This is a genomic window from Neisseria subflava (genome assembly GCF_003044935.1).
GTDB lineage: Bacteria > Pseudomonadota > Gammaproteobacteria > Burkholderiales > Neisseriaceae > Neisseria > Neisseria subflava_E.
In genome coordinates this window covers 946,368-965,204 of record NZ_POXP01000001.1, presented here as the reverse complement: position 1 = coordinate 965,204, position 18,837 = coordinate 946,368, and the positions used below count along the sequence as shown (strand labels likewise).

20 protein-coding genes are annotated in these 18,837 nt (G+C 48.1%); 18 read left to right on the top strand and 2 right to left on the bottom strand.

Going from position 1 to position 18,837, the window contains the following annotated elements; genetic code table 11:
- Positions 1 to 15 precede the first annotated feature (15 nt).
- Positions 16 to 951: a DMT family transporter gene (locus DBY95_RS04680; protein ID WP_107723540.1), complete on the top strand. Its 936-nt coding sequence runs from the start codon at positions 16 to 18 to the stop codon at positions 949 to 951.
- Between the two features lie 95 nt (positions 952 to 1,046).
- On the opposite strand, the gene DBY95_RS04675 is transcribed toward DBY95_RS04680, so the two are convergent.
- Positions 1,047 to 2,525, bottom strand: coding sequence for an aldehyde dehydrogenase family protein (locus DBY95_RS04675; RefSeq protein ID WP_107723539.1), 1,479 nt, complete (start codon positions 2,523 to 2,525; stop codon positions 1,047 to 1,049).
- A gap of 340 nt (positions 2,526 to 2,865) precedes the next feature.
- On the opposite strand from DBY95_RS04675, the gene adhP reads away from it, so the two are divergent.
- A complete protein-coding gene (adhP, locus tag DBY95_RS04670) occupies positions 2,866 to 3,909 on the top strand; it encodes an alcohol dehydrogenase AdhP (RefSeq protein WP_003681279.1) in 1,044 nt (347 codons plus the stop codon).
- Between the two features lie 69 nt (positions 3,910 to 3,978).
- Here adhP and DBY95_RS04665 read toward each other — a convergent pair whose 3' ends face one another.
- Positions 3,979 to 4,902 carry a pseudouridine synthase gene (locus DBY95_RS04665; RefSeq protein WP_107723538.1) on the bottom strand — a complete coding sequence of 308 codons (924 nt, stop codon included), beginning with the start codon at positions 4,900 to 4,902 and terminating at the stop codon, positions 3,979 to 3,981.
- 239 nt (positions 4,903 to 5,141) lie between these two features.
- On the opposite strand from DBY95_RS04665, the gene DBY95_RS04660 reads away from it, so the two are divergent.
- The 16 genes from DBY95_RS04660 (at position 5,142) to DBY95_RS04585 (ending at position 18,835) form a co-directional block, all read left to right on the top strand.
- Entirely contained in the window at positions 5,142 to 5,795 is a 654-nt protein-coding gene (locus tag DBY95_RS04660) for a hypothetical protein (RefSeq protein WP_107723537.1), read from the top strand.
- A complete protein-coding gene (locus DBY95_RS04655; protein WP_107723536.1) occupies positions 5,792 to 7,072 on the top strand; it encodes a lipase in 1,281 nt (426 codons plus the stop codon). Before DBY95_RS04660 ends, DBY95_RS04655 begins: the two co-directional genes overlap by 4 nt.
- A gap of 142 nt (positions 7,073 to 7,214) precedes the next feature.
- Complete coding sequence (gene hisS, locus DBY95_RS04650; protein WP_107723535.1) at positions 7,215 to 8,510, top strand: histidine--tRNA ligase; 1,296 nt, start codon at positions 7,215 to 7,217, stop codon at positions 8,508 to 8,510.
- Positions 8,511 to 9,140: a YfgM family protein gene (locus DBY95_RS04645; protein WP_004519433.1), complete on the top strand. Its 630-nt coding sequence runs from the start codon at positions 8,511 to 8,513 to the stop codon at positions 9,138 to 9,140.
- 141 nt (positions 9,141 to 9,281) lie between these two features.
- Positions 9,282 to 10,739: a ribosome biogenesis GTPase Der gene (gene der / locus DBY95_RS04640; protein ID WP_070765104.1), complete on the top strand. Its 1,458-nt coding sequence runs from the start codon at positions 9,282 to 9,284 to the stop codon at positions 10,737 to 10,739.
- Positions 10,740 to 11,035: 296 nt separating this feature from the next.
- A complete protein-coding gene (hfq, locus tag DBY95_RS04635; protein ID WP_036493792.1) occupies positions 11,036 to 11,332 on the top strand; it encodes an RNA chaperone Hfq in 297 nt (98 codons plus the stop codon).
- A 78-nt stretch (positions 11,333 to 11,410) separates the two neighbouring features.
- The gene (locus tag DBY95_RS04630; protein WP_107723534.1) at positions 11,411 to 11,980 is read left to right on the top strand and encodes a tRNA (mnm(5)s(2)U34)-methyltransferase; all 570 of its coding nucleotides are present in this window, start codon (positions 11,411 to 11,413) and stop codon (positions 11,978 to 11,980) included.
- A gap of 55 nt (positions 11,981 to 12,035) precedes the next feature.
- On the top strand, positions 12,036 to 12,410 hold the full coding sequence (locus DBY95_RS04625; RefSeq protein WP_003681989.1) for a SirB2 family protein: 375 nt from the start codon (positions 12,036 to 12,038) through the stop codon (positions 12,408 to 12,410).
- A gap of 15 nt (positions 12,411 to 12,425) precedes the next feature.
- Positions 12,426 to 12,914 (top strand): 2-amino-4-hydroxy-6-hydroxymethyldihydropteridine diphosphokinase, encoded by a 489-nt coding sequence (gene folK, locus DBY95_RS04620; protein WP_107723533.1) that lies wholly within the window; start codon positions 12,426 to 12,428, stop codon positions 12,912 to 12,914.
- 97 nt (positions 12,915 to 13,011) lie between these two features.
- On the top strand, positions 13,012 to 13,647 hold the full coding sequence (locus DBY95_RS04615; protein ID WP_107723532.1) for a deoxynucleoside kinase: 636 nt from the start codon (positions 13,012 to 13,014) through the stop codon (positions 13,645 to 13,647).
- Between the two features lie 36 nt (positions 13,648 to 13,683).
- Positions 13,684 to 14,127, top strand: coding sequence for a peroxiredoxin (locus DBY95_RS04610; RefSeq protein ID WP_004519440.1), 444 nt, complete (start codon positions 13,684 to 13,686; stop codon positions 14,125 to 14,127).
- A gap of 76 nt (positions 14,128 to 14,203) precedes the next feature.
- The gene (xerD, locus tag DBY95_RS04605) at positions 14,204 to 15,082 is read left to right on the top strand and encodes a site-specific tyrosine recombinase XerD (RefSeq protein ID WP_107723531.1); all 879 of its coding nucleotides are present in this window, start codon (positions 14,204 to 14,206) and stop codon (positions 15,080 to 15,082) included.
- 227 nt (positions 15,083 to 15,309) lie between these two features.
- A complete protein-coding gene (locus tag DBY95_RS04600; protein ID WP_003681978.1) occupies positions 15,310 to 15,510 on the top strand; it encodes a (2Fe-2S)-binding protein in 201 nt (66 codons plus the stop codon).
- A gap of 149 nt (positions 15,511 to 15,659) precedes the next feature.
- The gene (locus tag DBY95_RS04595) at positions 15,660 to 15,893 is read left to right on the top strand and encodes a glutaredoxin family protein (RefSeq protein WP_107723673.1); all 234 of its coding nucleotides are present in this window, start codon (positions 15,660 to 15,662) and stop codon (positions 15,891 to 15,893) included.
- 70 nt (positions 15,894 to 15,963) lie between these two features.
- Positions 15,964 to 16,569: an SMC-Scp complex subunit ScpB gene (gene scpB, locus DBY95_RS04590; protein ID WP_107723530.1), complete on the top strand. Its 606-nt coding sequence runs from the start codon at positions 15,964 to 15,966 to the stop codon at positions 16,567 to 16,569.
- Positions 16,570 to 16,819: 250 nt separating this feature from the next.
- Positions 16,820 to 18,835, top strand: coding sequence for a BCCT family transporter (locus DBY95_RS04585; protein ID WP_107723529.1), 2,016 nt, complete (start codon positions 16,820 to 16,822; stop codon positions 18,833 to 18,835).
- Positions 18,836 to 18,837: the final 2 nt, after the last annotated feature.

The following is an 18,837-nucleotide window of genomic DNA, read 5'->3' as shown; positions in this document are numbered from 1 at the left end:
AAGGCCGTCTGAAAAATGAAGAAACAAAAACCTTGGCTCGGCTTTTCATTGGCGCTGCTTGCCACCATGACTTGGGGTTCGCTGCCGGTTATCGCACAACAGGCCTTAAAAGCCGTCGATGCGCCCACGCTGGTGTGGATACGCTTTTTAGTGGCGTCGCTGGTGTTGTTTGCGTTGTTGGGGCTGACCGACAAGCTGCCGAGGCCGTCTGAATTTTCCAAGCAAACCTTATTTTTATTGTTGCTGGGCATTATCGGCATTTCCGCCAACTTCGTTCTCGTTGCCATGGGTTTGCACTATATTTCTCCGACAACCACGCAGGTGTTGTGGCAGCTTTCTCCCTTTACCATGATTTTGGTCGGCGTTGGCGTGTTTAAAGAAGCCTTTACGCACTGGCAAAAAATTGGCTTGATGCTTTTGCTGACGGGTTTGGTCATGTTTTTCAACGACAAATTCGGCGAACTTTTCAGCTTGGGTAGCTACGCGGTCGGCGTGATGATGGCGGCTTCGGGCAGCATGATTTGGGTGTGTTACGGTGTGGCGCAAAAACTTTTGTCCAAACATTTCAATTCGCAACAAATCCTGCTCATGATTTATTTTTGCAGCAGCTTTGTTTTCCTGCCATTTGCCGAACCGTCTCAAATCGCCCATATCGGCAATCCGTTTTTATGGGGCTGCTTTATCTATTGCTGCCTGAACACGCTGATCGGCTACGGTTCATTCGGCGAAGCTCTCAACCATTGGGACGCTTCAAAAGTCAGTATCGTCACCACGTTGATTCCCGTATTCACCATGATATTTTCCACCATCGGCCATCATCTCGCCCCCGATTATTTTGCCGCTTCGGATATGAATATCGTCAGCTATGTGGGTGCCATGGTGGTTGTGGCCGGGGCATTGCTGGCTGTGGCCGGAGAGAAAGTGATGGAGCTTTTTTTGAGAAAGATATAAAGCATTTATTGCGAAACAGAATAAAGCAAGGCCGTCTGAAACAGGTTTCAGACGGCCTTTATATTTTCTAAATCAGATTAATGTGAATCGCCGAATCAATAGAAGCCTTCGCGTTCTTCACGGGTGCTGATGTAGATGTTTTTCACTTGGGTGTAGGCGGCGAGCATCATTTTGTGGGTTTCTCGGCCGATACCTGAAGTTTTGTAGCCGCCAAACGGCGCGCCGGCAGGCAGGCGGTTGTAGCAGTTTACCCAAACGCGGCCGGTTTCCAATGCGTTGGAAACGCGCAGGCAGCGGTTGATGTCGGTACTCCAAACTGCGCCGCCCAAGCCGTATTCGCTGTCGTTGGCCATTTTGATGACTTCTTCTTCGGTTTTGAATTTAATCACGGTGGCAACCGGGCCGAAGATTTCTTCTTGGGCAACGCGGGCTTCGTTGCTGGCCTCAATCAAAGTCGGTTCGACAAATTCGCCTTTGCCCAATTCGCCTTCGATTTTTTTACCGCCGGTAATGATGCGGCAGCCTTCTTGTTCGCCGATTTTGACGTATTTCAAAATGGTCTCGAGTTGACCGGCATTGACTTGAGAACCCATTTGGGTGTCGTCTTCCCAAGGCAGGCCGACTTTGATTTTTTTGAATTCTTCAGCCAAAGCATTGACGAATTTGTCGTAAATGCCTTCTTGTACAAAAATGCGCGAACCGGCGCAGCACACTTGGCCTTGGTTGAACAAAATACCTTTTTGCGCGCCTTCGAGGGCTTTGTCGAAAGGCATATCGTCGAAGAAGATGTTGGCAGATTTGCCGCCCAATTCCAAAGTGGACGGAATCAGTAATTCAGCAGCAGCGATGCCGACGCGGCGGCCGACTTCGGTTGAGCCGGTAAAGGCCAGTTTGTTGAAGCCTTTGTGGTGCAGCATGTATTCGCCGGATTTGGAACCGCGGCCGGTAATCACGTTCAACACGCCTTTAGGCAGCAAGTGGTTGATTTTTTGAGCGAGGGACAACAGGCTCAATGAAGTGCTGGAAGAAGGGTGGATGACGATGGTACAACCTGCGGCCAATGCCGGAGCGATTTTCCATGCGGCCATCAAGAATGGGAAGTTCCAAGGAATGATTTGGCCGACAACGCCGATCGGTTCGCGCAAAACGATGGACAGGTCTTCGGCGTCAAGCTGGGTCGCAGTGCCTTCTTCGCCGCGGATCACGCTGGCGAAATAGCGGAAATGGTCGGAAGCCAAAGGCACGTCGGCGGCACGGGTTTCGCGGATCGGTTTGCCGTTGTCCAAGGTTTCTTGCAGGGCAAACAATTCGGCGTTTTCATCAATCACATCGGCGATTTTGTTCAAAATGGCCGCGCGTTCGGCAGTCGTGGTTTTGCGCCATGTTTTGAATGCTTCTTGTGCAGCGGCTACGGCAGCATCGACATCAGCATCGGTTGCGTCTGTGAACTTGGCCAACTCATCGCCATTGGCAGGGTTGTAAGAGGATAAAAGTTTGCCTTCGCTACCTTTCGTCCATTCGCCGTTGATTAAAAGACCATATTCTTTATCAAACACATTTAAATCTTTTGCCATAATGCTGTCTCCTTAATGAATGGGAATAGGTGGTTCAACACCATGAAAGCAGCTTATGCTTTTTTCTTTTTAAGTTCAAGTACTAAAAATGAGAATGTTCTTAAAATTTACATTTGCAATGTTGTTTCATGTAGCAGGCCGTCTGAAAAATTAAGGATTTGATTGAAATGAAAGTGCATTTGTTAATATATTTAAAGATTCAGGCGGCCTGAATAGGATTTGTTATGGTATAACATCATAACTCGTTGTTTTGAAAAAGATTATGGGTTGACGGCTTAGGGTATGGGGAGTATTCTCATTCATAGCTAAACAGTTTTTCAACACCCTAGGAGACTCTCTCATGAAAATGCATGCTGTGGTAGTAAATAAAGATGTAGCAGGTGATGTAGAAGTTGTTGAACGCGAACTGCGTCCGCTGGAATACGGTGAGGCGTTGGTGGAAGTCGAGTATTGCGGCGTGTGCCACACCGACTTGCACGTTGCGGCAGGCGATTACGGCGACAAACCGGGTCGCGTATTGGGACACGAAGGCATCGGTTTGGTTAAAGAAGTTGCCGACGGTGTGAAAAATCTGAAAGTCGGCGACCGTGTCAGCATCGCATGGCTGTTCCAAAGCTGCGGTTCTTGCGAATACTGTAATACCGGCCGCGAAACCTTGTGCCGCTCTGTATTGAACGCAGGCTATACTGCCGACGGCGGCATGGCGACCCACTGTATCGTGAGTGCCGATTATGCGGTCAAAGTTCCTGAAGGCTTGGATCCTGCGCAAGCTTCCAGTATCACTTGTGCCGGCGTAACTACTTATAAAGCCATTAAAGTTTCCGGCGTCCGTCCGGGCCAATGGATTGCGATTTACGGCGCAGGCGGTTTGGGCAACTTGGCGGTTCAATACGCGAAAAAAGTGTTTGGCGCGCACGTTGTTGCCATTGATGTTAATGACGACAAACTGGCTTTTGCCAAAGAAACCGGTGCGGATTTGGTGATCAATGCTGCCAAAGAAGATGCGGCTCAAGTCATCCAAGAGAAAACCGGTGGCGCACACGCAGCCGTTGTAACAGCCGTATCCGCTGCTGCCTTCAATTCAGGTGTTAACTGCGTCCGCGCAGGCGGTCGTGTCGTTGCAGTTGGCTTGCCACCTGAGTCTATGGATTTGTCTATCCCTCGCTTGGTATTGGACGGCATCGAAGTGGTCGGCTCTTTGGTCGGTACCCGCAAAGATTTGGAGGAAGCATTCCAATTCGGCGCAGAAGGTTTGGTTGTGCCTAAAGTCGAGTTGCGTGCTTTGGATGAAGCGCCTGCCATCTTCCAAGAAATGCGCGAAGGTAAAATTACCGGCCGTATGGTGATTGATATGAATAAAGAGTGCAGCTGCATTCATCACTAATCAAATGATTCTGTGACAAAAAGGCCGTCTGAAAAATTTCAGACGGCCTTTTTTATTGGATTGGATAACTTAAAGCGTAAAGCCGCTTTCAAATACGCGGATTTCTCTGCTGACAGGATCAGTAAACTCTATTCTTTTGGCCAAAAGTTTTAAAGGTTTGTCGTAGTCTTCCTCGCCGGCCGCCAATGGGGTAGGGTAAAGCGCATCGTTCATCAACGGCATGTTCAAACTCATCATATGCACGCGGAGCTGGTGTTTCTTTCCTGTATGCGGCGTGAGGCGGTAGAGGCTGAATGCGCCGCGGTTTTCGATAAGCTCGATGGTTGTGTGGGCGTTGGGTTCGCCTTCCGTTTCCCGCGTGAGAAAGAATTTTTCGCCGCGTTCCATTCGTGACGAAATATGCAGCGGATAGTCCAAATCCGTCCTCGTCGGCGCCACCGCTTCATAGGTTTTTCGGACGGTTTTTTCTTGGAACATGGTCTGATAATCGCGACGCGTGGCAGGGTTGAGCGAAAGCAGCATAACGCCTGCTGTATCTTTATCCAAGCGATGAATCGGCGTAATGTCTTCAACATTCAAATGCTGCAATTCAGGCCGCAAACGCAGGCGTGTGAGCAGGGTTTCCCGCAAAAACCTGCCGCTGGGGATGACGGGCAGAAAATGCGGTTTGTCCACCACAATCAAATGCTCATCAATATGTAAAATCTTTTCTTCAAACGGAATACGCGGCTCGCTCTCACGGCTGGTTTCACGGTAATAAAACATCGTCTTGCCGGGTTCGAACAAAGTATTCTCATCAAACGGTACGCCATCCGCGCCCACCACAAAACCACTGTTCAGCCGCCGCCGCCAGTTTTCTTCGCCGACAAAGGGAAAATGAGCGCATAAAAAATGCAGCAGCGGCAAGCCGTAAAACTGCTTTTCATGCGGCAAAACCAAGTAGCTGGGTTTGACACCGTCTAAAAGGGGTAGGGGATTGGTACGTTTTTTCATGCGGCGGATTGTACTCGGTTTTTAGGATTTTTTCAGATGGTGTTTCGGATTGAGAAAGTGCGGCAGATCGTCATTTATGTCTAATGTTTATATGGTCTATCGAACATAAGTGCTTGTACAATGTGGAAACTACCGTTTGTATGCCAGTAAATCCGCTTATACATCACTTCTGCTATAATTAAGGCCGTCTGAAACCTGTTTTTCAGACGACCTTTTGCCAGTCCAAGAAGGGGAAACCGATGAAACCGATGAACGCATTAATGACCGCTGCCGTATTTTCAGTCCTTAGCCTGAATGCCTGCGGCAGCTCGGAGAAAAGCATGAGTATTCAGGAACAAACCGAAGCAAGATTCCAGCTAAATCCCCATCCTAAACAGGCATACCGCCTTAAAATCAAAATTAACGATGCACCCGGACCGTTGAAGTTGATGGGGAGTATGAGTGTAGGTTATGGAGCAAGAAATTGCTCGTATATTATTAATCGCATTGAAGGAGTGGCTGCCAATCCGGAAAAAGATTTGGAAATTGAAGTTCGCCAGCTAGCGGAGTTTGAATACGAAGCCATTGTCTATACTGATGCAATGCAGGATGAAAATTACTTTAATGAAGGTGTCTGCCATTGGCAGATAGAGGGATTCGGCTTGGGTTTTAAAGCAACAGGAGAGCCATCAGAGACTAGATTTAGTTTTGGAAATATTTTCAATGATTTGATAGAGAAAAAAACATTAACCAAATATTATTGGAAATGGTCATATCCTTATTTTACACGGGAAGATGGTTCCATTTCTCCGGATTTTGTCAATTTCGGTATTACCTCTCCTGAACTGTATAGTGCCGAAGAACATAAAGAAATGTTTACCATAACTGTAACCCTTGAGGAAATTCAATCATGAGTAATATTACTAGACAGCAGCAGGCCGATCTTGCCGCAGATGCCTATAATACTCGTCCCGTTACAAAACCTAATGACAAACCTATTCTTATTGGAGGAAACTATTATAAAGTTCTAGCCGTCCGCAACAACCCTGTAACAGGTTATCAAGGAACAGTGTACCAAGATGTCCGAACCAATGAAATTGTCGTTGCCCACCGAGGAACGGCCAGCGTTACGGATGGTATCATCGACCTTGCGATGGTAACCAGTTGGGCAAATCTTCAGACTGCCGATGCGGAAAAGCTGACCCGTGAGGCGATAAAGTTAGCTAATGACATACATCGAAACGATCCTCGAATTCCCATCCCAAAAATCACCCACGTCGGACATTCCCTCGGCGGCGCACATGTCGAAATCCAAGCCCACCGTTTCGGGCATGAAGGCGCAACCTTCAACGGCTACGGCGCGGTCGGAATGCACGGCGTTCCCAAAGGCGGCAGCACGGTAACCAACTATGTAAAAGCTGCGGATACGGTTTCCGCCGCCTCCGCCCATTACGGCAAGGTCATCGTATTGGCTGGACAAGACGACATCGCGCTGTTGCAAAAATTCGGTTACAACAATCAAAGCAATACCAGAGCCTATAAAGCCGTCAGCGTAGCGGCCCGTTCTATTAAAGTTCATTCTTCCGACAACTTCGTGGGCAAAAACTCCATCCTCTCCGAACGCAATTTTAACCAGGCACTTCAACTCGCTGAATCGAATAAAAACATGATTCAGGATTATCGAGGCGATGTAGCGGTAAGTAAAGCAGCCATTTCGCTTGCCGCTTTCGGCGCTGCACCGCTGGCAGAAAAAGTCCGTATCCTCAGTAACCATCCGCATAGGCAAAAAGATGAACAAGCGGAAAAAATCCAAGAAATCATCAACAGTGTACCGCCGCCGAAATCCCTGTTCGACAACAGGATGTTTATGATGCAGAACGACGGCACACGTCCCGATGCAGGGAAGGAGGCCTATGCCGACGCAGGCAAACCCGACATCAGCAAACCCTTAGTCAAAAACGCTTCTGCCAACGAATTCCGCGAATACGGTTTTGCAGCCTTGCTGTCAGATGACGATAACAAAAGGTATGCCGCTTTGGATAGCATGCTGGATTCTAATGTCGGACGCGGTTTGCGGCAAAACGTAGACAAGGTTTATGCTACGCAGGAACGCGAGCAGGAAATGGCGCGCTTGGCGGAAGAGCAGGCGCGGCAGGTTGATGCGCCTGTGATGCGGATGGGCCGCGGTTAGTAGGTGGGATAAATAAAAGCGTTAATCGATCAAAGGCTGTCTGAAACTTTCAGACGGCCTTTTGATTTGTTCCCAAACTCACAAACCCTTAAAAATCAGCTATAATGCCCAACTATTTGATTTTCGCTCATCCCATATTGAAATGGCACAAAAAATTCAATCTGTAAAAGGTATGAACGACCTTTTACCTGTCGAACAAAAAGATTTCAAACTGACGGCTGCGTTTTGGCAGGCGTTTGAAGATGCGGTCGGCCGTTGGACACGCGCTTACGGCTATCAGCAAATCCGTACGCCGATTGTCGAGCAAACCGGTTTGTTTGTCCGCTCCATTGGCGAGGAAACCGATGTGGTCGGCAAGGAAATGTACACCTTCTCCGATTCAAACGATTCTTTGAGTTTGAGCCTGCGTCCTGAAGGTACGGCTTCTTGTTTGCGTGCGGTGGTCGAACACAACCTTCTGTACAACAGCCCGCAAAAGCTGTGGTATATGGGGCCAATGTTCCGCCGCGAGCGTCCGCAAAAAGGCCGTTATCGTCAGTTCCATCAGGTTGGTATCGAGGCTTTGGGTTTTGAAGGGCCGGATATTGATGCGGAAATCATCGCGATGTCTGCCGACTTGTGGGAAAAATTGGGTATTCGCGAATACCTGACTTTGGAAATCAACAGCTTGGGCAACCGTGAGGAACGCGCGGCACACCGTGCGGCATTAGTTGAATATCTGACCCGTTATGAAGATAAATTGGACGAAGACAGCAAACGCCGTCTGAAAACCAATCCTTTGCGCGTTTTGGATACGAAAAACCCTGATTTGCAGGAAATCTGCAACGCGGCGCCGCGTCTGGCGGATTATTTGGGCGAGGCTTCGCAAAACCACTATGCACGCTTCAAGGCGATGTTGGACGGTTTGGGTATTCAGTATATTGAAAATCCGCGCTTGGTCCGCGGTTTGGATTACTACAATCAGACGGTTTTTGAGTGGACGACCGACAAACTCGGCGCGCAGGCGACTGTGTGCGGCGGCGGCCGTTACGATGGTTTGATTGAAGAGCTTGGCGGCAAACCTGCGCCGTCTATCGGCTTTGCGATGGGTATTGAGCGCCTGCTGCTTTTGGTGAGCGAATACGGCTCATTGGAAGTGAACGCTGCGCCTGATGTCTATGCAATGCACCAAGGCGAAGGTGCGGACTTGCAGGTGATGAAATACGCACAAGCCTTACGCGCTCAAGGCTTCAATGTGATGCAGCATTCCGGCTATCAGAGCCTGAAAGCGCAAATGAAAAAAGCAGACAACAGTGGCGCACGCTTTGCTCTGATTGTGGCTCAGGATGAGCTGGCAAACGGTACGGTTACCCTGAAAGATATGCAGGGCAAACACGAACAACAAACCGTTGCCGCCGCTGATTTGACAGACACTTTACAACAATGGAAGAACGCATAAATGGCAGCCCATTTGGAAGAACAACAAGAGTTAGACAACTTTAAATATTTTTGGAAACGCACTGGCCGTTGGATCTTTGCCTTGCTGATTGTGGCGGCTTTGGGGTATTTGGGTTACACCATTTACCAAGGCCAAAAAGCTTCAAAAGATCAGGAAGCCGCCGCAGTATTGGCGCAAATGGTGGAAAAGGCGCAGCAAAAAACCGACCCTAAAGCCATCAACGCCGATTTGGCCGAATTGCAAAAAAACTATCCTGATTCTATTTCGACAGCCCAAGCTACGTTGATGGTGGCGGCAACCGAGTTTGATGCCGGCCGTTATGATGTGGCGGAAGGTCATTTGAATTGGGTACTGAAAAACCAAAACGCACCGCTGGTTCAAGCTTTGGCAGCTCAGCGTTTGGGCGTTGTCCTGTTGCAGCAGAAAAAGTACGATGCCGCCATCAATGCCCTGAATACTCAGGTTGAGGCTGATTTCGAGCCTTTGATGCTGGAAACTAAAGGCGATGTTTACGTTGCCCAAAATAAAACCAAAGAAGCCGTACAAAGTTACGAAGCTGCTTTGAGCAAAATGCCGCAAACCGCAGTAGGCCGCGAATTGCTGCAAATGAAAATCGACAGCTTGAAATAAGTTTGTTTGAAATCAAGGCCGTCTGAAGTTGCAATGACTTTTCAGACGGCCTACACTTATCCTTATCAACCGTGTTTTTAAAACACCTGCTTGTGTTCCGCTCCCGTTTTTAGGCGGCACTTGACACAGAAAGACTCAATCATGAAACCAACCATCGCGCTTGTCGGCCGCCCCAATGTCGGCAAATCTACTTTATTCAACCGTTTGACGCGTACCAAAGATGCGCTCGTGCATGACCTGCCCGGCCTGACGCGTGACCGACATTATGGTCATGGCAAAGTCGGCAGCAAACCTTATTTGGTCATCGATACCGGCGGTTTTGAGCCGGTTGTGGACAGCGGCATTTTGCACGAAATGGCAAAACAAACCTTGCAGGCTGTCGATGAAGCCGATGCAGTGGTGTTTTTGGTGGACGGCCGCACCGGTTTGACGCCGCAAGATAAAATTATTGCCGACCGTTTGCGCCAAAGCCCGCGTCCTATTTATTTGGCCGTGAATAAAGGCGAGGGCGGCAATAGGGCTGTACTTGCAGCCGAGTTCTACGAACTTGCTTTGGGCGACCCTTATGTTATTTCAGGTGCGCACGGCGATGGCGTGTATTATCTGATTGAAGATATTTTGGAAACCTTCCCTGAGCCTGAAAAGGAAGAGGAAGAAGCGAAACATCCTGTTTTTGCTGTAATCGGCCGTCCAAATGTCGGTAAATCGACCTTGGTAAATGCTATTCTCGGCGAGGAACGCGTGATTGCTTTCGATATGGCAGGTACGACGCGCGACAGTATTCATATCGATTTTGAACGTGAAGGCAAGCCGTTTACCATCATCGATACCGCAGGTGTGCGCCGTCGCGGCAAAGTGGATGAAGCAGTGGAAAAGTTCTCCGTTATCAAAGCCATGCAGGCGGTTGAAGCGGCAAACGTTGCTGTTTTGGTATTGGACGCGCAACAAGATATTGCCGATCAAGATGCGACGATTGCAGGTTTTGCTTTGGAAGCAGGCCGTGCTTTGGTGGTGGCGGTCAATAAATGGGACGGCATCAGCGAAGAGCGTCGCGAGCAAGTGAAACGCGATATCAACCGCAAACTGTATTTCCTTGATTTTGCTAAGTTTCACTTTATTTCTGCATTGAAAGAGCGCGGTATAGACGGTTTGTTTGAAAGCATTCAGGCTGCCTACAACGCGGCAATGATTAAGATGCCGACACCGAAAATCACGCGCGTATTGCAAAGCGCGATCGAGCGTCAACAGCCTCCGCGTGCTGGTTTGGTGCGTCCGAAAATGCGTTATGCCCACCAGGGCGGCATGAATCCGCCGGTAATTGTGGTACACGGCAATTCGCTGCACGCCATTTCTGACAGCTACACGCGCTATTTGACCCAAACGTTCCGCAAAGCCTTCAATCTGCAAGGTACGCCGCTCAGAATTCAATACAATGTTTCGGAAAACCCGTATGAAAATGCGGAAGACAAACCGAAGAAAAAACCGCTGCGCCGTGTCAGCCTGAGCAACCGTATTGAGAAACGCGAAGGCCGCAAGGAAGAGAAAAACCGCTTCAAGAAGAAAACCAAAGTCAGCGTGAAAAAACAATTCAGCAAATAAGCACAAAGGCCGTCTGAACAATTTCAGACGGCCTTTTTATAATAAAAAACAGCTCATTAGAGCTTCATGGCATATTTTCGATAAGATTTGCTGAATTTAAAAAACATCAAATTTGAATTTGGAATTGTTGTGAATATGGAAATGAAACAGTCGGTTTGATGGGAAGTTCCCTTATTGCTGGATTCCTAAACGGTGTGATAGAAAAAAATAGTTGGTAATTTATCCTATTCGGGGCTACAATCCCATCAAACGCTGATTTTGGCGTCTTTACAATCATAATAATGGAGCTCAAGAATATGACAGCTAAAGGACAAATGTTACAAGATCCTTTTTTGAATGCGTTGCGTAAAGAGCACGTTCCGGTTTCGATCTACTTGGTAAACGGCATCAAGCTGCAAGGTCAAGTGGAATCGTTCGACCAGTACGTTGTTCTGCTGCGTAATACTTCCGTCACTCAAATGGTTTACAAACACGCTATCTCAACAATCGTTCCTGCACGCGCAGTCAGCCTGCAACACGAAAACAAACAACCTCAAGCCGCTGCCGCAGCTGCTCCGGTTCAAGTTGAGACTGTGCAACAACCTGCCGAATAAATGATGTAACGCATTCCTGTTTTTCAATACCTTACCGCTTTTGCGGTAGGGTATTTTTATTTTCAGACGACCTTTATCATGATGCTTGAAAACATTCTTCCCTTTGCCCACTCCCTGTTAAGACAAGCCTTAAAAGCAGGCAGCCGCGCTTTGGATGCAACGGCCGGAAACGGGCATGATACTTTGCTGTTGGCGCAATTGGTTGGCGAAACGGGTAGGGTGTGGGCGTTTGATGTGCAATCTAAAGCACTGGCGCAGACTCAAGGCCGTCTGAAAGAAAACGGCGTAGATGGTCGGGTAGCCCTGATACATGACGGCCATGAAAACCTTTTATCTTATCTCGACGAGCCTTTAGATGCCGCGGTATTTAATTTCGGTTGGCTGCCGGGTGGCGATAAAAATTGTACAACTGAAGCGGTAAGCAGTATCCGTGCGTTGACGGATACTTTGGGTTTGCTGAAAGAGGGCGGGCTTGCCGTAGCGGTATTGTATCCGGGACATGAAGCCGGCCGAATAGAGGCTGAGGCGATTGTGCAATGGGCGGAAACTTTGCCGCAGGAAGCATTTGCCGTGTTGCGCTATGGCTTTGTCAACCGCCGCAATGCGCCTCCCTATCTGCTGGCGATTGAAAAGTTGCGTCAGAAATAGATGTTTGCGGTAAAATAGCTGCTTTGTTTTTCAACCCTTAACATAAGAAACTGCCATGCAATATCTGTTTGTAAAATACAGCCATCAGATTTTCGTTGCCATTACCATCCTGTTGTTCAACATCCGTTTTTTCCTGCTCTGGCGTCATCCTGAGAAGCCGTTGGCTGGCATTTGGAAAGCCATGCCGCATTTGAACGACACTATGTTGCTGTTTACCGGTTTGTGGCTGATGAAGATTACCCATTTTTCGCCGTTCAATGCACCGTGGCTCGGCATGAAAATCTTGCTGTTGCTGGTTTATATTGTGTTGGGCATGATTATGATGCGTTCGCGTCCGCGTTCGCCGAAATTCTATATCGTCTACGTTTTGGCCATGTCGTGTGTTGCCACGATTGTTTTCCTTGCCAAAACCAAAACGCTGCCGTTTTAAAAGAGGCCGTCTGAAATGTATCCGCATTTTGCCGTTATCGCTTTGGGCAGCAATCTCGCCAATCCTACCGAACAGGTTCGCGCTGCTTTGGCCGAATTGGCCGCGCATCCGCATATCCGGCTCGAAAAAACATCTTCCCTATATCTGACTGCGCCGGTCGGCTATGACGATCAGCCCGATTTTGTGAACGCCGTTTGTACCGTGAAAACTTCATTGGACGGCGTAGCGTTGTTGGCAGAGTTAAACCGCATCGAGGCCGAATTTGGGCGCGAACGTACCTTCCGTAATGCGCCGCGCACTTTGGATTTGGACATTATCGATTTTGATGGTATTCGCAGCGATGACCCTCATTTAACCTTGCCGCATCCGCGCGCGCATGAGCGCAGTTTCGTTATGTTGCCGTTGGTTGAAATCCTTCCGGATTTCGAGTTGGGCGAGCATGGCTGTGCGGCTGAGTTGGCTCAGGCTTTGGGCGGGCAGGGTATTCGCCTGTTGAAAGAATAAGGGCTGTCTGAAAAACGGACTAAAACAAGAAAGGGCGTGTTGGACACGCCTTTTTTGCTATAAAATATTGTTGGGAAACACATTACAAAGAGTTACTATGAATCCTCGTTATATTGTTGTCGAAGGCGCCATCGGTAGTGGCAAGACTGCTTTGAGCCGCCGCTTGGCAGAGCATTTCAGTGCGTTGCTGTTGTCGGAGAATCCGGATCACAATCCGTTTCTCATGAAATTTTACAGCAATGTTTCCAATAATGGCTTGGCTGCCGAACTTTTCTTCCTGACGCGCCGCGCTGAAAGCGTGAATATTATTGAAGACCAATGCGCACAAGGCGGAATGGTTGTGGCTGACTTTTTATTGGAAAAAGACCGTATTTTTACGCCCATCGTTTTGAATGATGACGAGCAACAGCTTTTTGCCGATATGAAGCAACGTATTTTGCCGCAATACGCGGAACCCGATGTGGTGATTTATCTGCAAACCGCCGTCGAAAACAACCGCAAACGCCTGCAAAAACGTCACGAAGGCATTATCAGCTTGTTTCCTGAAGGCTATTTGGGACGGGTGCATGACGAATACAGTCATTTCTTCCATTTGTATCAAAGCGCGCCTTTGCTGACCGTCAATGCTGATGAGTTGGATTTGGCCGGCAATGACGACCACTTCCAGCTTTTGTTGCGCGCATTGGAAGATTTTCAAGGTACGCGCAGTTATTTGAATTTAAGCGAAAAATAAACGAAGGCTAGGTTTAGGCCGTCTGAAAGGAATAATATGTCAAAATATCAATTCACACTCCCATCTTCTTCCGGCAGCGATTTTAACTCCGCCGAACATTTGCCGTTGGTTGTCTATTTTTATCCTAAAGACAGTACTCCCGGCTGTACCACCGAAGGCTTGGATTTCAATGCCCGATTGGAGCAATTCAAAGCATTGGGCTATACCGTTGTCGGCATTTCGCGCGACGGTGTCAAATCGCATCAGAATTTCTGCACTAAACAAGGCTTCCAGTTTGAATTGTTGAGCGACAAAGAAGAAACTGTTTGCAAACTGTTTGACGTGATCAAGCTGAAAAAGCTTTACGGCAAAGAATCCCTCGGCATTGAGCGCAGCACGTTTGTGTTGGACGAAAACGGCGAAATTGCCCATGAGTGGCGCAAAGTCAAAGTGGCCGGACACGCGCAGGAAGTTTTGGATACAATCTCTCAAGCCTCTTAAATAGGGCTTTGAAAACCTAAGGCCGTCTGAACGGATGTAAAGTTATGCCGTTCAGACGGCCTTTCAATACAGTTTGATGAGTATGGACGATTTAATAGACAAGCTGCTTGAATCCCTTTGGCTGCAAGACCGGCTCAGCCACAATACGCTGCAAAGTTACCGCCGTGATTTGGTTAAAATCGCAGCGCGTTTGGCCGAGTGCGGGCAGGATTGGTTGAGTGCTGATGAATTTGCCCTGTCTGATGCCGTGTATGCGGAGGGGGAAAAAAGCACGTCCCAAGCGCGGGCATTGTCGGCTTGCAAGCGTATGTACGGCTGGTTGGAGGAAACGGGACAAAGAGCAGACAATCCCACCCGTTTTCTCAAGGCGCCGAAATCGGAACGCAAACTGCCCACGCTGATTACCGAAGCCCAAATCGACGCGCTGCTGGCTGCGCCGGATGTGGAAACGCCGCACGGGCTGCGCGACAAAGCCTTGCTTGAAGTCATGTATGCAACAGGTTTGCGCGTGACCGAAGCCGTCAAATTGACGCTCAGCGATATCGATTTACATCGCGGCAGTATCCGTACCATAGGCAAGGGCGACAAATTGCGTCTGGTTCCGTTGGGACAGGAAGCGGCATATTGGGTGGAACGCTATTGCAACGAATCGCGCCCGTTGTTGCTAAAAAACAAAATCTGCGACGAAGTGTTTGTCAGCCAGAAACGCAGCGGCATCAGCCGTCAGCTTGCATGGATGATAGTCAAAGAATATGCCGAAGCGGCCGGTATTGCTTTGCTCAGTCCGCACGGTTTGCGCCATGCTTTTGCCACGCATTTGGTCAATCACGGCGTCGATTTGCGTTCGGTCCAGATGATGTTGGGACATTCCGATATCAACACCACGCAGATTTATACCCATGTTGCCAATATTCGTTTGAAAAACATGGTCGATGAACACCATTCCCGTTCATGAATAGAGGCGGCATTTCGAAGATGCCGCCTTTTGTTATCGTGGCCGTCTGAACGGTTATAAAGTTTACTATTTATAAAATAACAATCAAAATACAAATTTACATAGAAAAATTTCAAAACAAAAGGACGGTGCCAATATTGCAATGCAAACCGTTTTTATTTATATTTACGTTCAAGAATAAATCCTACTCTCAATTACAGAGGGTAACAAAATTATTGGAGCACATCATGTTTGTCTGCATCTGCAACGCCATTACTGACCACGACATCAAAGAGACTATTGCCGCCGGTGCAACCACTATGAGCGATTTGCAGGCTCAATTGGGCGTGGCGACTTGTTGCGGTTGCTGCGGCGAATTGGCTGCATCGTTTTTGACTGCAAGCAGTGCCCAAAATACCGTGACTGCCGGTATTAACGTTCAGTCTTAATTTTAGAATACACACAAAGGCCGTCTGAAGGCGTGACAGAAATCCTTGATTTCGTTTCGCGCCTGTTCAGACGGCCTTTGTCATGCCTGTATGGTTTGGCGGTATTTTGCTATACAATGGCCGCTTTTGTCCCTCCGAGAGTAACCGCCATGAAACTGACCTTGATGTTTCGGGAATATTGCAGCCTGTGCCACAAAATGCGCGAACAATTAAAGCCTTATCAGGAGCAGTTTGGATTTGAGCTGGATATTGTTGATGTCGATGCCGATCCGGTTTTAGAAGAAAAGTACAATGAGCTGGTACCTGTCTTGCTGGATGGCGATACCGAAATTTGCCATTGGTTTTTGGACGAAGAAAAACTGAAAGTGCATTTGAGCGCGTAACAAACCGTTGACCATATTGTCTTTCAGGACGGCCTTTTGCTGTTTATGCCGTCTGAACATTGATTTTATTATGACTGAAAAACTTTCTCCCGATGCGCTGATTGAAGCGGCGCTGTTGACGCAAGTCGAACCCTTAAACGAAAAAGCCATGCGCGAATTGTGCGTGCCGCCGTTGTCGCAAGACAAGTTGATTGATGTGTTGGCGCAACTGAAGGCCCGTTGGCAGGGCAGGGCTTTGCAACTGGTGCATACCCATGAGGGCTGGCGCTTCCAAATCGCCCAAGCCGCGTTTGAACGACTGGGCAGCCTGCAAGAGCAGCGCGCGCCGCGTTATTCCCGCGCCGTGATGGAAACGCTGGCGATTATTGCCTATCAGCAACCGGTCACGCGTGGCGATATCGAAGGCATACGCGGCGTGGCGGTGTCGCAAAATGTGATGCAAACCTTGCAGGATAGAGGATGGATTGAAGTCATCGGCCACCGTGATTCTGTCGGCCGTCCGGCATTGTGGGCAACAACGGCAACATTCTTAAGCGATTTGCGTTTGGAAAGTTTGGAAGAATTGCCGCCGCTGACTGAATTGGGCGAGCTGGTGTTGCCTGATTTGATGGAAACGCCGCCGACAGGCGATGAGGAGGCTGAAGAAGTTGAATCAGGAAGCAGGCTGATTAACTGATTTGAATGTAAAGGCCGTCTGAAATAATTATGTTTCAGACGGCCTTTATTGTTGTATAACATCATGATTTTAAATATAATTTTCATCTATTTTAATAACTTATTGATTTTATGATATAATTTAAAAATTATTAGAATAAATATCTCTCATTCTGTAATAGTTTGAGAAGGCATACGGAAACGTTTCCCTCTTTATCAATCGGCAGCCCGTTTGTTCTTCAAATATGCGCTGTATCAACTACGGAACCGATATGAAATTCAAACAATTCATTCAAAACAAATCTTCTTTCAACCCAAGCGTGGTCGGTATTACGCTTTTCTTCGTCCTTTTGCTTTTGTCAGCTGCTTTGGTTTGGCCTCAAAATACTGAGGCTTTGTTAAATGCCATGAAGCAGTTTATTTTTCAAAATGTCAGTTGGTTTTACATTCTGACTTTCTCTGTATTCCTTATTTTCTTATTGGCGCTTCCCATCAGCAGCTTCGGCAGTATCAGGCTGGGTACAAACGAGGACGAACCTGAGTTTTCGTTTTTATCATGGCTGGCCATGCTGTTTGCGGCCGGTATGGGCGTGGGCTTAATGTTTTTCGGGGTGGCCGAGCCTTTATCGCATTTCTCTTCCCCGATTGCCAAAGGCAATGCGCAAGAGGCGATTCTGCATACGGTGTTCCACTGGGGGATTCATGCCTGGGCAATCTACGGAATCATTGCGCTTGCCTTGGCGTATTTCGGTTTCCGCTATAAATTGCCGCTGGCGTTGCGCTCCTGCTTTTATCCGATTTTAAAAGACAAAATCAACGGCAAAATGGGCGATGCCATCGATGTGATGGCTTTGATTGCGACTTTGTTCGGTATTATCACAACCTTGGGATTTGGCGCGGCACAAATGGGTTCCGGTTTGTTGAAGATGGGCTGGGTGCAGGACAACAGCTATGTCTTGCAGGTCGGCATTATCGTTGTTGTGATGGCGATTGCCATATTTTCCGCAACTTCGGGCGTGGGCAAAGGCGTCAAAATTTTGAGTGAAACCAACTTGGTATTGGCACTGTCATTGCTGTTGTTTGTCTTGTTGAGTATGCCGACGACGTATTTGATTTTCGCATTCAGCGACAATTTGGGCACTTATCTGAGTAACTTCGTTTCGTTCAGCTTTAAGTCATATACCTACGAGCCTGAGCATACAAAATGGTTTACCGGCTGGACGGTGTTGTATTGGGCTTGGTGGTGTTCATGGTCGCCTTTTGTCGGTTTGTTCATTGCCCGAATCTCACGAGGCAGGACCATCCGCGAATTTATTTTTGGCGTATTGGCAGTGCCTAGCCTGATGAGTATTTTGTGGTTTACCGTATTTGGCAATTCGGCCCTGTGGCTGGACACGCATGTGGCAAACGGCGCCTTGTCTGCCTTGACCAACGAGCCTGAAAAACTGTTGTTTGCCTTTTTGAATTATTTGCCATGGCCGGTCGTCAGCAGCTTGGTGGCATTGCTGGTGATTGCGCTGTTTTTTATCACTTCTGCCGACTCGGGCATTTATGTGCTGAACAATATTGCTTCGCGCGATAAAGGGCTGGCTTCGCCTAAGTGGCAATCGGTTATGTGGGGTGTGTTGATTTCGGCTGTGGCTATTGTGTTGTTGGGTGCCGGCGGTTTGCCTATTTTGCAAACTATGACCCTGATTGCGTCTCTGCCGTTTGCGGTGTTGATGATTTTTATGATGGTTTCTTTGTGGAAAGCCCTGAACAACGATGCCAACTATTTTGCAACCGCCGTCAATCCGAGCAGTATTTTCTGGTCGGGCGATCATTGGAGGGAACGCCTTGGCCAAATGATGAATCAGACGCAGGAAGTCGATATCATCAAATTTATGAAAAATACGGCGCTTCCGGCAATGCAGGAATTGAAAAACGAATTGACCGAAAAATACAATATGGACGTAGAAATCCGTTGCCTGTTGCAACAGGATGAGCCGTCGGTGGAGCTGGTGGTGCATAAAGGGACGGTAAGGGATTTTGTCTATGGGATTAAATCCGTAAAGCGGGAAATTACCGACCAGTTGATTCGTGAAGACAGCCTGCCTCATTTCAAATATGCGGCAACGTTCATACCGTTGACGTATTTTTCGGATGGGCGCGATGGATACGATGTGCAATATATGACGCAAAAAGAATTGATTGCCGATATGCTCAAGCAGTATGAGCGTTATCTGAATCTGCTTGCAGGAGTAGGGCAGGAATTGATGGGGCATGAACAAGTAGAGCTGGCAGAGTAAAA

Coding starts and splice junctions, on each gene's coding strand:
- DBY95_RS04660 (WP_107723537.1), top strand. CDS start 5,142: ATGAAACCGATGAACGCATTAATGACCGCTGCCGTATTTTCAGTCCTT.
- DBY95_RS04585 (WP_107723529.1), top strand. CDS start 16,820: ATGAAATTCAAACAATTCATTCAAAACAAATCTTCTTTCAACCCAAGC.
- DBY95_RS04615 (WP_107723532.1), top strand. CDS start 13,012: ATGAATCCTCGTTATATTGTTGTCGAAGGCGCCATCGGTAGTGGCAAG.
- xerD (WP_107723531.1), top strand. CDS start 14,204: ATGAGTATGGACGATTTAATAGACAAGCTGCTTGAATCCCTTTGGCTG.
- DBY95_RS04595 (WP_107723673.1), top strand. CDS start 15,660: ATGAAACTGACCTTGATGTTTCGGGAATATTGCAGCCTGTGCCACAAA.
- DBY95_RS04610 (WP_004519440.1), top strand. CDS start 13,684: ATGTCAAAATATCAATTCACACTCCCATCTTCTTCCGGCAGCGATTTT.
- adhP (WP_003681279.1), top strand. CDS start 2,866: ATGAAAATGCATGCTGTGGTAGTAAATAAAGATGTAGCAGGTGATGTA.
- DBY95_RS04600 (WP_003681978.1), top strand. CDS start 15,310: ATGTTTGTCTGCATCTGCAACGCCATTACTGACCACGACATCAAAGAG.
- hfq (WP_036493792.1), top strand. CDS start 11,036: ATGACAGCTAAAGGACAAATGTTACAAGATCCTTTTTTGAATGCGTTG.
- hisS (WP_107723535.1), top strand. CDS start 7,215: ATGGCACAAAAAATTCAATCTGTAAAAGGTATGAACGACCTTTTACCT.
- DBY95_RS04625 (WP_003681989.1), top strand. CDS start 12,036: ATGCAATATCTGTTTGTAAAATACAGCCATCAGATTTTCGTTGCCATT.
- DBY95_RS04630 (WP_107723534.1), top strand. CDS start 11,411: ATGATGCTTGAAAACATTCTTCCCTTTGCCCACTCCCTGTTAAGACAA.
- der (WP_070765104.1), top strand. CDS start 9,282: ATGAAACCAACCATCGCGCTTGTCGGCCGCCCCAATGTCGGCAAATCT.
- scpB (WP_107723530.1), top strand. CDS start 15,964: ATGACTGAAAAACTTTCTCCCGATGCGCTGATTGAAGCGGCGCTGTTG.
- DBY95_RS04655 (WP_107723536.1), top strand. CDS start 5,792: ATGAGTAATATTACTAGACAGCAGCAGGCCGATCTTGCCGCAGATGCC.
- DBY95_RS04665 (WP_107723538.1), bottom strand. CDS start 4,902: ATGAAAAAACGTACCAATCCCCTACCCCTTTTAGACGGTGTCAAACCC.
- DBY95_RS04675 (WP_107723539.1), bottom strand. CDS start 2,525: ATGGCAAAAGATTTAAATGTGTTTGATAAAGAATATGGTCTTTTAATC.
- DBY95_RS04645 (WP_004519433.1), top strand. CDS start 8,511: ATGGCAGCCCATTTGGAAGAACAACAAGAGTTAGACAACTTTAAATAT.
- folK (WP_107723533.1), top strand. CDS start 12,426: ATGTATCCGCATTTTGCCGTTATCGCTTTGGGCAGCAATCTCGCCAAT.
- DBY95_RS04680 (WP_107723540.1), top strand. CDS start 16: ATGAAGAAACAAAAACCTTGGCTCGGCTTTTCATTGGCGCTGCTTGCC.